The organism is Bacillus sp. AFS012607, assembly GCF_002558005.1.
Taxonomy (GTDB): domain Bacteria; phylum Bacillota; class Bacilli; order Bacillales; family Bacillaceae_G; genus Bacillus_A; species Bacillus_A thuringiensis_S.
The window spans coordinates 129,717-143,530 of sequence record NZ_NTVM01000005.1 but is presented as its reverse complement, the minus strand read 5'-3'; the positions used below and the strand labels follow the sequence as shown (position 1 = coordinate 143,530).

Genomic DNA, 13,814 nt, shown 5'->3' with positions numbered 1-13,814 from the left:
AAACATGAGGAATGAAACCCTACAGTGGTTCCATTCCTCTACATAATCTAAAGTTTGGGTACACTAGATTCATGCAATGTAGGGGCTTTCAGAGTAGAAAGCGAACCTTCGTTTAAAATGATAGCATACATATCTCCCTCAAAAATATGCAAATATGCATATATTGTTTTTATTTCTCAATGTCAGAATATTGAAAAATAAAAGACGCAAAGGTAAAATAAAGTCATTATCCGTCTTCTTTTGTCAGTCAGAGAGAATAGAAGAATAGGAGAGGAAAAAATGAGCAAATCATTGAAACAAAAAATAGTAAGCTCTTTGCTTGCTATATCACTTGCTGTTAGCTTAGCTCCAATTGGGCAAGCAAAAGCGGATTCCACTTCAGAAGTTCCACAAACTCCATCTATTACAAAACAAATTGATCCAAACCGCGCCATTGAACATGTTCGTTTCTTATCTGAAACAATTGGGCCTCGACCCGGTGGAACAAAATCCGAAGAATGGGCTTCTCGTTACATTGGTATGCAGCTTAAATCAATGGGTTATGACGTAGAATATCAGCCATTTCAGGTGCCCGATCAATACGTTGGATTCATTGAATCACCACTATCAACAAAACGTAATTGGCAAGCTGGTGCTGCTCCTAATGCACTAATATCTACAGAAGCTATTACAGCTCCCCTTATCTTTGTTCAAGGTGGGACAAAATTAGAAGATATTCCAAATGAAGTAAAAGGTAAAATTGTTTTATTTGAAAGAGGAACGACAGTTACAGATTATAATAAACAAGTTGAAAATGCTGTTAGCAAAGGTGCAAAAGGTGTTCTTTTATACAGTTTAATTGGCGGACGCGGAAATTATGGACAAACCTTCAATCCCCGCCTAACGAAAAAGCAATCTATCCCTGTCTTTGGTCTTGCTTATGCGCAAGGAAATGCATTTAAAGAAGAAATCACTAAAAAAGAGACAACAATTCTTTCCCTAAAAGCGAGACATGAATCTAAATTAACATCTCTAAATGTTATCGCAAAAAAGAAACCAAAAAAGAGTACAGGTAATGAAAAAGCAGTCGTTGTAAGCTCGCACTATGATAGTGTTGTTGGAGCACCTGGCGCAAATGATAATGCTTCTGGAACTGGATTAGTATTAGAACTAGCTCGTGCTTTTCAAAATGTAGAAACTGATAAAGAAATTCGCTTTATTACCTTTGGTTCTGAAGAAACTGGATTACTTGGTTCGGATTATTACGTTAATAGTCTATCCCAAAAAGAACGTGACCGTATTTTAGGCGTCTTTAATGCTGATATGGTTGCAACAAATTATGATAAAGCAAAGAATTTATACGCTATGACACCTGATGGCTCTACAAACTTTGTAACAGATGCTGCCTTGCAAGCAGGTAAACAATTAAATAATGACCTCGTTCTTCAAGGGAAATTTGGCTCCAGTGATCACGTACCGTTTGCTGAAGCTGGTATTCCTGCTGCTCTATTTATTTGGATGGGTGTCGATAGTTGGAATCCATTAATCTATCATATCGAGAAGGTATACCATACACCCCAAGATAACGTATTAGAAAACATTTCACCTGAACGAATGAAAATGGCATTAGACGTTATCGGAACAGGAGTTTATAACTCGCTTCAAAAACCTATTACTCAAACTGAGCAGAAAGCTGCTTAATCAATAAAAGACCACTGATTTTTATCAGTGGTCTTTTATTGAGAAAAAATATATATGCATAAAAGCATATTTTATCCTACTCATTATCGTATACAATATTAACTGTAACAACACCGATTACAACTAATAAGGAGGCTTTTTCTATTATGAAAAAAATGATTTTAGTAGGTGCGTTAACTTTAGCAGGAATTACCGGAGCTACCGCGTTTATTCCTGAAACAAAAGTCGCTGCTGCCGCTCAAGAACAAAGCTTTACAAAATTTTATTCTTTGCAAACTGGAGGTAGTTCTGAACAAGAACCTATTTTCCTTCAAAAAGGACAAGAACTAACAATTCATCCTAACAGCAAAACTCCTAGTTACAGTGTTTATGACTCAAATCATAACCTTATTGGGCGTTATTCTGATGGTTACGGCCGAATTTTCACTGCAAAAACAGATGGAAATATGTATGTTCAATTTCATGCACCTTACGTTTACTATAGTCCTGTTAGTTTTTCTGTTACTTATACAATCCAATAAAATAAGGGGCCTTTCTCAGGGGCCTTTTATTTTGCTTCCCAATTCACTTTTACAAAACCATCTTTCACCATTAAACCACTTATATTGAATACATACTTTTCATTTGCTTTTAATGTAGCTTTAAAAGTACCTTTTTTCGATTCACAAATCTCCTTTAATTCCTTTATCCCTTCTCCTTGTCTTTCATACAAGCTAAAGCATAAGTTACCACGCTTTGCATCTGTTTCATAAGAAAATGTTACTTCTGTATCTTTTGCATACTCCAGTTCAATATCTTTCCCAGCAATATCCCATGATGAGAATTTTGCCTCGTAACTTGTCTCCCCTTTCTTCTCATTTTCTAAATATATATCACCAGCTCTCCACATATCATCTAACGTTTGAACGAAAGCAAAGCCGCTAAGTAATACAAACATCGCACTTGCAAATATAACAACTAATGTTACCTTTTGCTTTTTCATACCCTTCATCGTATATTCTCCTTCTACTTTCCGGCTATTTCTGCGTGTCATATATAACAAAACTCCAATAAAAAATGGCAATATAATCGCTATAACACTCCACCACTTACTTATTCCACGCGTTTTCGCATCTGTATACACCCATGATGCTACACATACTAAAAGTGCTATAAAAGCCAAAAACATTGTAATCCCAGCTATCTCAAATACTACAAATGGATTAGTGAACCCTATCATGTAATTTATACTCCTTCTTTAAAAATGCCTGTATGACAACATATATAGGAATGTATATGTGCATCATAATAACTATCGTTATAATGACAGATATTTTATGATCCAAATGACTAACAAACTGCTCTAGGGTGACTGTTAATACAATCATCCAAATAGCATGAATGAAAACAACCCATCTCTTTTCTAATTTTCGAGCATTTCGCACGCTCTGTTTCGTATGGTTTATTAGCTCTTCGTTAGGAACCATCTCTCCCGCTAAGCTACTTTTTATCTTCTGATCAAACTTATCTTCCGTCATAAACGAACCCCTCCAAATGTTCTCGAATTTGCTTCTTCGCATAATTAAGGCGGTATTTCACTGTACCAATCGGTATATTTAATATTTCACTCATTTCTTTATAAGAATATTGTTCATAATAGTAGAGTACGAGCACAGTTTTATACTTTTCATTCAATAACTGTATAACTTCCCGTATCATTTCCGCTTCCACTTTTTGAATACATTCTTCTGATATATTTACTTCATCTGCGAAATCTATTTCTCCACCATCTTCTTTATGAAACAAATCCAATATTCGATCTTTCCACCTTTTTTTCTTACGATAAAAATCATAAAACGTACGAACACAAATTGTAGCAATCCATTTTTTATAATTATCCACATAGGAAAGTTGATGCCTTGATGAAAAAACCTTTATCCACGTCTCTTGAAAAATATCTTCCGCATCTTCTTTCGTTTTCGCTAACTTATAGCATAAGGAATATATTTGCTGCTTATATATATCAATTAATTCTTCTACCTTTTCTTCCATTATAAGCCTCCTGTCATTTATATAAGACGACGCAAATTATCCTTTTGTTTGATAAAATTTTATTTTTTTATTATCTCCATACAAAAAGGCAATCACAACATCATGTGATTGCCTTTTATTTAAAAACGAAAGTCCGCTTCCGCTTTTCTTTATGTCCAGCTCTGCCTCCTAGCCCCTTCTGTCTAAGAACCTTCCCCACGAGAAGATAAAATGCATCTTCTGTGGGAAAGAACCTTAGCCTTCGGGACTAAACAGTCGGCTCCGCTTTTCTTCATTACATTTTTTCTGGTGCAGATACTCCTACGATTGCTAATGCATTTTGAAGCGTAGTGCGTACTGCTTTCATTAACTCGTAACGAGCTTTACTTAATTCTAAGTTATCTTGGTTTAATACTTTTTCTGCATTGTAGAAGCTGTGTAATGCTGCTGCTAATTCAAATGCATAGCTTGTAATGCGGTGTGGCAGACGTTTTTGTGCTGCATCCGCAACTACAGCTGGGAATTCACCAAGCTTTTTCAGTAACTCTACTTCTTTCTCAGAAGTAACAAGTTTGTAATTCACGTCTCCATCTGCAGCTAATCCTAACTCTTCACCTTGACGAAGGATACTGCATACACGAGCATGAGCATATTGTGCATAGTATACTGGGTTTTCATTAGATTTTGATACAGCTAAGTCCATATCGAAGTCCAAATGAGAATCACCACTACGCATTGCGAAGAAGTATCGCATTGCGTCCACGCCTACTTCTTCCATAAGCTCACGAAGTGTAACTGCTTTACCTGTACGCTTACTCATTTTCATTTTTTCACCATTTTGGTATAGTTGTACCATTTGGATGATTTCTACTTCAAGTGTTTCTTTATCGTAACCTAGCGCTTGAATAGCAGCTTTCATACGAGGAATGTAACCGTGGTGGTCAGCACCCCAAATGTTGATTAGCTTATCGAAACCACGCTCTAATTTATCGCGATGGTAAGCAATATCTGGCGTTAAGTATGTGTAAGAACCGTCATTTTTAATTAATACACGGTTTTTGTCATCACCGTAAGTCATTGAACGGAACCAAGTTGCTCCGCCTTCTTCAAAGATTTCGTCACGCTCTTTTAATACAGTAAGTGCAGCATCGATTTTTCCGTTTTTGTATAATGATGTTTCTGAGAACCATACATCAAATTTAACACGGAAGCTCTCTAAGTCTTTTTGAAGTTTTGCTAACTCATATTTCAAACCGTATGAACGGTAGAATTCATAGCTTTCTTCAGCATCAGCTTTTGCGTAACGATCGCCAAACTCTTCAGCTAAACGTTTACCGATTCCAATGATATCCGCACCATGGTAACCGTCTTCTGGCATTTCTTTATCTAAACCTAAAGCTTGCATGTAACGAGCTTCAACAGAAAGAGCTAAATTATGAATTTGGTTACCGGCATCATTAATGTAGTACTCACGAGATACATCGTATCCTGCTTTTGCTAATACGTTACATAAAGTGTCACCCACTGCCGCACCACGTGCATGTCCTAAGTGAAGGTCACCTGTTGGATTCGCAGATACGAACTCAACTTGTACTTTTTCACCTTTACCAGTGTTCGTTTCACCGTAAGCTTCACCAGCGTTTACGATTGTTGGAATTAAATCTGTTAAGTAGCTATTATCCATATAGAAGTTAATAAAACCAGGACCAGCGATTTCGATTTTTTCAATAGAAGCTTTTGCTTTATCGAAGTTTGCAACTAGTTCTTCTGCAATCATACGAGGTGCTTTTTTCGCAACGCGTGCAAGTTGCATTGCCATGTTTGTAGAGAAGTCACCATTTGTTTTATCTTTTGGAGATTCTAATACAACGTTTGGAATCTGTTCTTCTGTCGCTAATTCTGCCTTTAATACAGCAGCTTGAATTTCTTCTTTAATCAATCCTTTTACCTGTTCTAAGGAATTCATTATTTTGCCTCCTTCAAATTAATTGTAATTGTATATCTGCCAGCTTCTTGTTCACTTAGAAGCAATGCGTACGTTAAGAAGAGTTGTCCTTTTTTCTTTTCATCCGACCATTTAAAAAGAACGTTATCAGTTTTCGTTTGCAGTGCAAACGTACCAAGTTCACTCGTATACGTACCCGTTGTCCATTCACCTTTCACATGCGTCTGACGCATAGAAATAGCACCTGAACGCATAATGAGAACTTGTTCATCTTGAATTTTAATAATTGTTTTCACTTCGCCTTGTTCGTTCGGCTCCTGGAATGTTACATATGTACCTTGACCTTTTACATAGTATTGACCATTTGCTTCAAAAGCAACGGTTTCCTTCCTCGCCCCTTCACGGATTTCTGTTACGAAATGAACATGTACCGGCAAGCCTGCAAGTTGTTTCTTCACGTCTTGCACACCTTTCAAATGTTATAGATATTAAATACTACTTATAATAAATCACTTTTCCTATCATATCAAAAAAAGACGCTGTCTGTCTGCTGAAAAATCAGGAAAACTCCATTTCAAAAAATAATTCCCTTCTACTTTATTTCATATGATAAAATATTTTTTAAATCTAAATATTCTTTTAATTATAGAGGTGAATTCAATGATACCAACAAAGTTAAAAAAGGGTGATGAAATACGCGTGATTTCACCATCCTGTAGTTTAAGTATTGTTTCAAATGAAAATAGAAAACTTGCTATAAAAAGATTAACTGACATGGGCTTTCAAGTGACATTCTCAAAATATGCCGATGAGATAGATCGATTTGCTTCCTCTTCTATTTCTTCCCGCGTCCAAGACCTCCATGAAGCATTTAGAGACCCTAATGTAAAAGCTATTTTAACTACACTTGGCGGATACAACTCGAATGGTTTATTGAAATATCTCGATTTTGATTTGATTCGTGAAAACCCAAAATTTTTCTGTGGTTATTCTGATATTACTGCCTTAAATAATGCAATTTACGCAAAAACGGGTCTCGTTACATATTCAGGTCCCCACTTCTCTTCATTTGGAATGGAAAAAGGACTCCATTACACGGCTGATTACTTTTTACAATGCTTAACCGCTAATGAGCCTATTGAAATCATTCCGGCGGAAACGTGGAGCGATGATTCTTGGTATATGGATCAGGAAAATCGAGAATTTATTAAAAATGAAGGGTATGTTCCAATTCAAAAGGGGGAAGCGACAGGAGAAATTATCGGTGGCAATATGAGCACACTTAATTTACTACAAGGCACACCATATATGCCAAACTTAAAGGGCAAAATTTTATTCCTTGAAGAAGACAGTTTAACAGGAAAATCGACACTTAAAACTTTTGATCGCTATCTACATTCCCTTATGCAGCAACCTAATTTTGAACATATAACAGGTATTGTAATAGGAAGAATGCAAAAAGAAGCAGAATGTACGATAGCGGACATTCAAGAAATGATTGCTTCAAAACCTGAACTTGCACATATTCCTATTATTGCAAACGCAAGTTTCGGGCATACAACCCCGATTTTCACTTTCCCAATTGGTGGACGTGCAAAAATTATTTCTAACAAAGAAAAGACATCTATCACTATTTTAGCGTACTAAAAAAGGAGCGAATGAGTCGCTCCTTTTATGGTTTTTCTATTTTTTGCAACGCTTTTTGCGGGATTGACTCTTTCGTTATTTCAGCCCATCCTTTTCCTTGCATACCTTTTGCATAAATTTTTATAAAAGCACCTGCATGCAATTCACGATTTACCATTCTTTTAATAATTTGTTGATTTCCGTCCTCTGTATACCCTTTAAATGTATACAAATACTCACCGTCTTTTTTCTCACCTTTATCTACGACCGCATAATAATCTTGTATTTCTTTATTTGAAAAGAAGTTGTCTACAAAAGCATGTACACCTTCTGTTTTTGTATTCAAATAATACGCTGTTCCCCCTAGAATAATGGCGAATACAGCTAAAACTTTAATGACCAATTTCATACATGCGCCTCCTGTTTTACACTTCTTTCTCACTAATGTTATGTCTATACCTGTATTATACGGAAAAGGGTATACTATACTCTATCGAAAAGTCTTACACAATCCTTACATTATTGTAAGGGATTTTTTCTTACAGCAAGTTCCCAAGAAAAAATTTTTCCGTTTCATACACTTTTATATTATTATTGAATGATACGAATTTTTATTACAAAAATCAAAGGAGACAGTTTTCAAATGGCTATCTTGCAAGGTTTAGCACTATTACTTGTTGTACTTTGTCTATTTACACTTTTCAGTTACCGTGCGCCTTACGGAATGAAGGCGATGGGTGCTTTAGCTAATGCAGCAATTGCAAGTTTTCTTATTGAAGCATTTCACCGTTATATAGGTGGAGAAATGTTTCACAATGACTTTTTACAATCAGTAGGAGAAGCTTCTGGTAGTATGAGCGGTGTTGCAGCAGCGATTTTAGTCGCATTAGCAATCGGTGTTTCCCCCGTATACGCTGTTTTAATTGGTATCGCTACTAGTGGATTCGGTATTTTACCAGGATTTTTCGCTGGATACGTTTGTGCCTTCGTCGTGAAATTTCTCGAAAAGAAATTACCAGCTGGTGTGGAATTTTTAGCAATCCTATTCATCGCTGCACCAATCTCACGTGGAATGGCAATGCTTATGGATCCGCTCGTTAACGCAACACTTGGTAAAATCGGTTCTATGATTTCAGTTGCAACTACAGAGAGTCCTATCATTATGGGTATTATGCTTGGTGGATTAATAACAGTTATTTCTACCTCTCCACTGAGTTCTATGGCACTAACTGCAATGCTTGGATTAACAGGTTTACCAATGGCAATTGGTAGTCTTGCCGTAGCAGCTTCAGCCCCGATGAACTTTATTTTCTTTAAACGATTAAAAATTTGTTCAAAGAAAGATACAATTGCTGTAGCAATCGAGCCTTTAACACAAGCCGATGTTGTCTCAGCAAATCCAATTCCAATTTATATGACAAATTTCGTTGGCGGTGCACTTGCCGGTATTATTACATCGCTATTCCAGCTTGTTAATAATGCACCAGGAACAGCATCACCAATTCCAGGTCTTCTCGTCCTATTCGGATTTAATGACGTTATAAAAGTAACGATTGCTGCTGTACTATGTGGAATCGTTACCACTATTATCGGATACATCGGATCTATTGTGTTCCGCAAATATCCGATCCGCTCTGCTGATGAAATTCGCGGCGTTAATTCGGAAGAGAAAGTTGCATAAGAAAAAGAGTTATTCTCACCTTTTGAGAATAACTCTTTTTTTCATGTCTTGCCATGGTAAATAAGATTATATCGACGATTTTTTTATATATCGACTTACCGACACATTCTGAGCGAGCCGCTTCCGCTTTTATTTCTATCCAGTTACGCCTCCTAGACCCTTGCGTCTAAGAACCTTCCCTGCTAAAAGGTAAAAAGCACCTTTTGCAGGGAAGAACCTTATTCACCGGGTCTAAACAGTCGGCTTCACTTTTACTTCACCCAACCGAGCAGCATTTCCCGCACGAATTTGCTTGCTGCGACTGGTGTTTGATCACTATGGTCGTAGACCGGAGCTACTTCTACTAAGTCTGCTCCAACTACATTTATATTTGAATTTGCAATTGCTACGATGGAATCTAATAATTCTTTAGATGTAATACCGCCAGCTTCTAACGTTCCTGTTCCTGGAGCGTGAGCTGGGTCTAATACATCAATGTCGATTGTGACATAGACTGGGCGTCCAGCAAGTTTCGGTAATACTTCTTTTAACGGTTCTAATACGTCAAATTTATATAAGTTCATACCTACTTCTTTCGCCCATTCAAATTCTTCCTTCATTCCAGAACGAATTCCGAAAGAATATACGTTTTCCGGACCAATTAAATCACACACTTTACGAATTGGTGTAGAGTGGGATAAAGGCTCCCCTTCATACGATTCACGTAAATCAGTATGAGCATCCATGTGGATGATTGCTAAATCCGGATATTTTTTTGCCATTGCCTTAAAAATTGGCCAAGACACTAGGTGCTCACCGCCGAGACCTAGTGGAAACTTATCGGCATCTAAAAGTTTTGATACATACTCTTCAATCATGTCTAAACTGCGTTGTGCGTTTCCGAATGGTAATGGGATATCACCCGCATCAAAATATTTTACCTCTTCTAATTCACGATCTAAATATGGGCTATATTCTTCAAGACCGATTGATACTTCACGAATACGTGCAGGACCAAAGCGAGAACCTGGACGGTAACTTACTGTCCAATCCATAGGCATCCCGTAAATAACTACCTTTGACTCTTCAAAACTTGGATGACTTTTAATAAATACTTTACCTGAATAAGCTTCATCAAAACGCATATTCTTTTCCTCCTTATGTGGAACTTAAGGTATCCCAACCTTTCATTATTTCTCAAATTTGGAGCGAACTGCTCCTCTTTCTCGATTTACCGGTGTCTTCTTTTTTAACAATAAGAAGACGATTTTCTTTACAGGAGTGTAAGTAGCTAGCATGTTCAAGTCTTCTGGACAAACACCTTAAATGAGCTACCTACACTTTATTTGTTCAAACTCGATTTCTTACTTAATTAAATCGCCAACAAATTTCGGTAATGCGAATGCTGCATTGTGTAATTCTTTTGTGTAGTATTTCGTTTCGATTTCGTGGAAACGCTCTTCACTTACTTCTAATGGATCATGTTTTTTAGATCCAATTGTGAACGTCCAAAGACCACTTGGGTAAGTTGGGATGTTCGCTGTGTATAAACGAGTAATTGGGAAAATCTCTTTTACGTCTTTAAACACAGTTGTAATTAGTTCTGGTGTGAACCAAGGGTTGTCCGTTTGTGCAACGAAAATACCATCTTCTTTTAACGCTTTAGAGATTCCAGCGTAGAAACCTTTCGTAAATAAGTTTACTGCTGGGCCTACTGGCTCAGTAGAATCTACCATAATTACGTCGTATTCATTTTCGCTTTCTGCGATGTGTAGGAAACCGTCTCCTACTTTTACTTCTACACGCTCATTATCTAATGCGCCTGCAATTGATGGTAAGTATTGTTTAGAGTACTCAATTACTTTTCCATCGATTTCAACAAGAGTTGCTTTCTTTACACTTGGGTGTTTTAACACTTCGCGAATAACACCGCCATCGCCGCCGCCAACAACTAATACGTTTTCAGGGTTTGGATGTGTAAATAAAGGTACGTGCGCTACCATTTCGTGATAAACGAACTCGTCCTTTTCTGTTGTCATAACCATGCCGTCTAAAATAAGCATGTTTCCGAACTCTTCCGTTTCAACCATATCAAGTTTCTGGAATTCTGTTTGCTCCGTATGTAATGTGCGGTTAATACGCGCCGTAATCCCAAAATGTTTTGTTTGTTTTTCAGTGAACCATAGTTCCATCGTACAATCACGCCTTTCAATGCAAATTTATAATAGGGACATCATTAATGTCCCCTAACAAAAATAAAACAAAACATCCAAAATGTATAGTTAAAAGTACAAAAATACCGAAAATATATTTTAGTCAGAGGGTTCTAACATATGTGTATAAAGAAAACCCTTTCTTAAGAAAGGGTTTTCGTCTCTAGTTCTACTGGTTTACGAATTGGAATTAAGATCATAATACAACCAACTAACACAACAATTCCCCCAACTAAAAATGGGCTTTGTGGTGAAACTGTGTGCCCGATAACTCCTGATAAAATTGGAGCAATCGCACCACCTAACCAACGAACAAAGTTATAAACACCTGACGTAACAGATCTTTCATAAGGTGAAATATCCATTACATAACTTGTATATAATGCATTGTTTAAGCCAGATGCCAATCCTGATAAAACGATAAGAGTAATTTGTAACCACATAATTTTCACAAAGAATAGTGCAATTAAGAAAATCGCAAATACGAGTAAACTCCCCTTCAATAATGTTTTTGGTTCATATTTCCCTTCTAGCTTATGTGCTAAAATTGCAGAACCGTAAGCTAACGCCAGTCCCCATCCGCAAAATACAAAGCCTAATTGAATAGCTGATAAATGCATAATAAGTGGTGAATATGCTAACACAACAAAAAATCCGTAGTAGTATAGCATCCCTGAAATAGCACCTTGCATAAATGGTTTATACTTCACTAAGTTAAGTAATTCCCCTACGCCAGCAGCCTTACGCTTCACCTTTCGCTCTGGTTCTTTTACAAAAAAGAATACTAAAATAAATGCTAAGAAAATTAAAATACTCGTCGCGAAAAACGGATAACGCCAAGAATGTCCACCTAGTATTCCACCCAATAACGGCCCCCCAGCCATACCTAAGCCGATAGCTGCTTCGTATAATCCTACTGCTTCATGAACTTCTTTACTTAATGCTATTAACAGTGTCATTGCTGTCGCAAAAAACATCGCATTTCCTAATCCCCATCCAGCACGGAAAAGAGATAATTGAGCAATCGTTTGCGATATACCGCATATAAACGCAAATACAGTCACAATCGCAAGACCGATTGTCATCATTCGTTTATCACCAAATCTCGATGCAAATATACCAGCTGGTAACATCATGATTGCCATCGTTAAAATATAAGCGGTAAATAACATTTCAACTTGCCAATGCGTTGCACCAATTTTCTCAGCAATAATCGGCAAGATTGGGTCAACTACCCCTATACCCGAAAAGGCAAGAAAGGTAGCTACCACTGTAATCAATCTCCCTAGTTTTTGTTTGCTCTCCATTTTGATTACTCTCCTTTTGTGCTCTCTAAAAATGTTACTGCACGATGTAAACTATCTTCGAGTTCTGCCTTTACACGTTGCATTTGCTCCATTTTTTCGTCTAACGTTTGCACTTGTTTTTCAAGCATATCTTTAATTTCTTGAATCACTTCACGATCACGAGGGTTCTCGCTATTTCTTCTTTGCTCCATTCTTTCTTTTAGTGATAAGAAATGTTGCATTTCTTGAAGTGTGATTCCTAGCACTTCTTTCGCTTCTACAATTCTTTTAATTCTGGCAATATCCTCATCCGTATACAGACGAATATTCCCCTCACTACGTTCTGGGGGATGAATTAAACCAATTTCCTCATAATAACGAAGTGTACGTTTTGTTAAACCGACTTGCTTTGTTACTTCATCAATTTTATACATGTTTATTCCTCCCTTCACTCAATTATTACATTTTACGTTAACGTTAACTTTTCTGCAACTGTTAGACTTTTGTAAATGTTTGTCATATTCAATTGTATTTTCCCTAAAGCAGTTTCATAATGAAAGAAAAGAGATAATAAGGAGATTTTCATATGAGTAAACCACTTATTTTTGCTCACCGCGGAGTAAAAGGAACACATCCCGAAAATACGATGATTGCCTTCCAAGAAGCTGAACGCATTGGCGCTCACGGAATTGAACTCGATGTCCACCTATCAAAAGATGGTGAACTTGTCGTAATTCACGATGAAACCGTCGATCGTACAACAAATGGCGTTGGACTTGTTTCTGAAAAAACGGTAGAAGAATTACAATCATTGGACGCTGGTAGCCATAAAGCCCCTTCTTTCCAAGAAGCAAAAATTCCAACGTTGCGCGAGGTTTTCATTTGGCTTTCCACAACGAACTTACAACTAAATATCGAATTAAAAACAGATGTTATTCATTACCCAAATATTGAGGAAAAAGTTGTTGCACTTGTGCGTGAATATCATCTTTCAAATCAAATTGTATTTTCATCATTTAACCATGACTCTGTTTCATTATTAGCAGAAATTGCTCCTGAAATTCCAAGAGCAATTTTATATGATACACCGATTGCTGATCCAATTGCCGAAGCAAAACATAGAGAAGCAAGTGGATTACATCCAAACTTCCAGCTATTAACGAAAGAATTTGTGCAGTTAGCACAAGAGCAAGGATATGTTTTCCGTCCATATACAATTAACGAATACAAAGATTTACAAACTATGATTGATTATGGTGTAGATGTCATCATTACCGATTGGCCAGCACGTGCCTTTGAGCTCCTTTCTTAATGGAAGGGGCTTTTTTATTTTCGAAATTTCATTGTTTAAAATAAACGAAAACCCTCAATACTAATACAATAACGCTTGTATT

15 protein-coding genes are annotated in these 13,814 nt (G+C 36.9%); 5 read left to right on the top strand and 10 right to left on the bottom strand.

Going from position 1 to position 13,814, the window contains the following annotated elements:
- Nucleotides 1-279: 279 nt before the first annotated feature.
- Together CN409_RS03505 and CN409_RS03500 are read left to right on the top strand one after the other, a co-directional pair.
- On the top strand, nt 280-1,680 hold the full coding sequence (locus CN409_RS03505) for a M28 family metallopeptidase (RefSeq protein ID WP_000045707.1): 1,401 nt from the start codon (nt 280-282) through the stop codon (nt 1,678-1,680).
- A 146-nt stretch (nt 1,681-1,826) separates the two neighbouring features.
- A complete protein-coding gene (locus tag CN409_RS03500) occupies nt 1,827-2,201 on the top strand; it encodes a hypothetical protein (protein ID WP_000738257.1) in 375 nt (124 codons plus the stop codon).
- A gap of 26 nt (nt 2,202-2,227) precedes the next feature.
- Here the strand turns inward: CN409_RS03500 and CN409_RS03495 are convergent, their stop codons facing one another.
- From CN409_RS03495 to CN409_RS03475, 5 genes are all read right to left on the bottom strand, one after another.
- Nucleotides 2,228-2,899 (bottom strand): ABA4-like family protein, encoded by a 672-nt coding sequence (locus CN409_RS03495; RefSeq protein ID WP_097980928.1) that lies wholly within the window; start codon nt 2,897-2,899, stop codon nt 2,228-2,230.
- Nucleotides 2,883-3,197 carry an anti-sigma factor gene (locus CN409_RS03490; RefSeq protein WP_097980927.1) on the bottom strand — a complete coding sequence of 105 codons (315 nt, stop codon included), beginning with the start codon at nt 3,195-3,197 and terminating at the stop codon, nt 2,883-2,885. Before CN409_RS03490 ends, CN409_RS03495 begins: the two co-directional genes overlap by 17 nt.
- On the bottom strand, nt 3,184-3,711 hold the full coding sequence (locus CN409_RS03485) for an RNA polymerase sigma factor (RefSeq protein ID WP_000391648.1): 528 nt from the start codon (nt 3,709-3,711) through the stop codon (nt 3,184-3,186). Before CN409_RS03485 ends, CN409_RS03490 begins: the two co-directional genes overlap by 14 nt.
- 274 nt (nt 3,712-3,985) lie before the next feature.
- Nucleotides 3,986-5,656: an arginine--tRNA ligase gene (gene argS, locus CN409_RS03480; RefSeq protein ID WP_001086463.1), complete on the bottom strand. Its 1,671-nt coding sequence runs from the start codon at nt 5,654-5,656 to the stop codon at nt 3,986-3,988.
- Nucleotides 5,656-6,093 (bottom strand): YwiB family protein, encoded by a 438-nt coding sequence (locus CN409_RS03475; protein WP_000744343.1) that lies wholly within the window; start codon nt 6,091-6,093, stop codon nt 5,656-5,658. Before CN409_RS03475 ends, argS begins: the two co-directional genes overlap by 1 nt.
- A 202-nt stretch (nt 6,094-6,295) precedes the next feature.
- On the opposite strand from CN409_RS03475, the gene CN409_RS03470 reads away from it, so the two are divergent.
- Nucleotides 6,296-7,282: a S66 family peptidase gene (locus CN409_RS03470; protein ID WP_000613237.1), complete on the top strand. Its 987-nt coding sequence runs from the start codon at nt 6,296-6,298 to the stop codon at nt 7,280-7,282.
- A 25-nt stretch (nt 7,283-7,307) separates the two neighbouring features.
- On the opposite strand, the gene CN409_RS03465 is transcribed toward CN409_RS03470, so the two are convergent.
- Nucleotides 7,308-7,670, bottom strand: a complete 363-nt coding sequence (locus tag CN409_RS03465; protein WP_000779933.1) for a YxeA family protein — start codon at nt 7,668-7,670, stop codon at nt 7,308-7,310.
- 234 nt (nt 7,671-7,904) lie between these two features.
- On the opposite strand from CN409_RS03465, the gene CN409_RS03460 reads away from it, so the two are divergent.
- A complete protein-coding gene (locus CN409_RS03460; RefSeq protein WP_000996325.1) occupies nt 7,905-8,942 on the top strand; it encodes a PTS sugar transporter subunit IIC in 1,038 nt (345 codons plus the stop codon).
- Nucleotides 8,943-9,193: 251 nt separating this feature from the next.
- On the opposite strand, the gene speB is transcribed toward CN409_RS03460, so the two are convergent.
- The 4 genes from speB to CN409_RS03435 form a co-directional block, all read right to left on the bottom strand.
- Entirely contained in the window at nt 9,194-10,066 is an 873-nt protein-coding gene (gene speB, locus CN409_RS03450; RefSeq protein WP_001209831.1) for an agmatinase, read from the bottom strand.
- Between the two features lie 219 nt (nt 10,067-10,285).
- On the bottom strand, nt 10,286-11,113 hold the full coding sequence (gene speE, locus CN409_RS03445; protein WP_000424696.1) for a polyamine aminopropyltransferase: 828 nt from the start codon (nt 11,111-11,113) through the stop codon (nt 10,286-10,288).
- 164 nt (nt 11,114-11,277) lie between these two features.
- The gene (locus CN409_RS03440; RefSeq protein WP_000444236.1) at nt 11,278-12,441 is read right to left on the bottom strand and encodes an MFS transporter; all 1,164 of its coding nucleotides are present in this window, start codon (nt 12,439-12,441) and stop codon (nt 11,278-11,280) included.
- A 5-nt stretch (nt 12,442-12,446) separates the two neighbouring features.
- Complete coding sequence (locus CN409_RS03435) at nt 12,447-12,854, bottom strand: MerR family transcriptional regulator (protein ID WP_000276560.1); 408 nt, start codon at nt 12,852-12,854, stop codon at nt 12,447-12,449.
- Nucleotides 12,855-13,006: 152 nt separating this feature from the next.
- Here CN409_RS03435 and CN409_RS03430 point away from each other — a divergent pair, with 152 nt between their 5' ends.
- Entirely contained in the window at nt 13,007-13,732 is a 726-nt protein-coding gene (locus CN409_RS03430) for a glycerophosphodiester phosphodiesterase (protein WP_000042780.1), read from the top strand.
- The last annotated feature ends 82 nt before the right edge of the window (nt 13,733-13,814 follow it).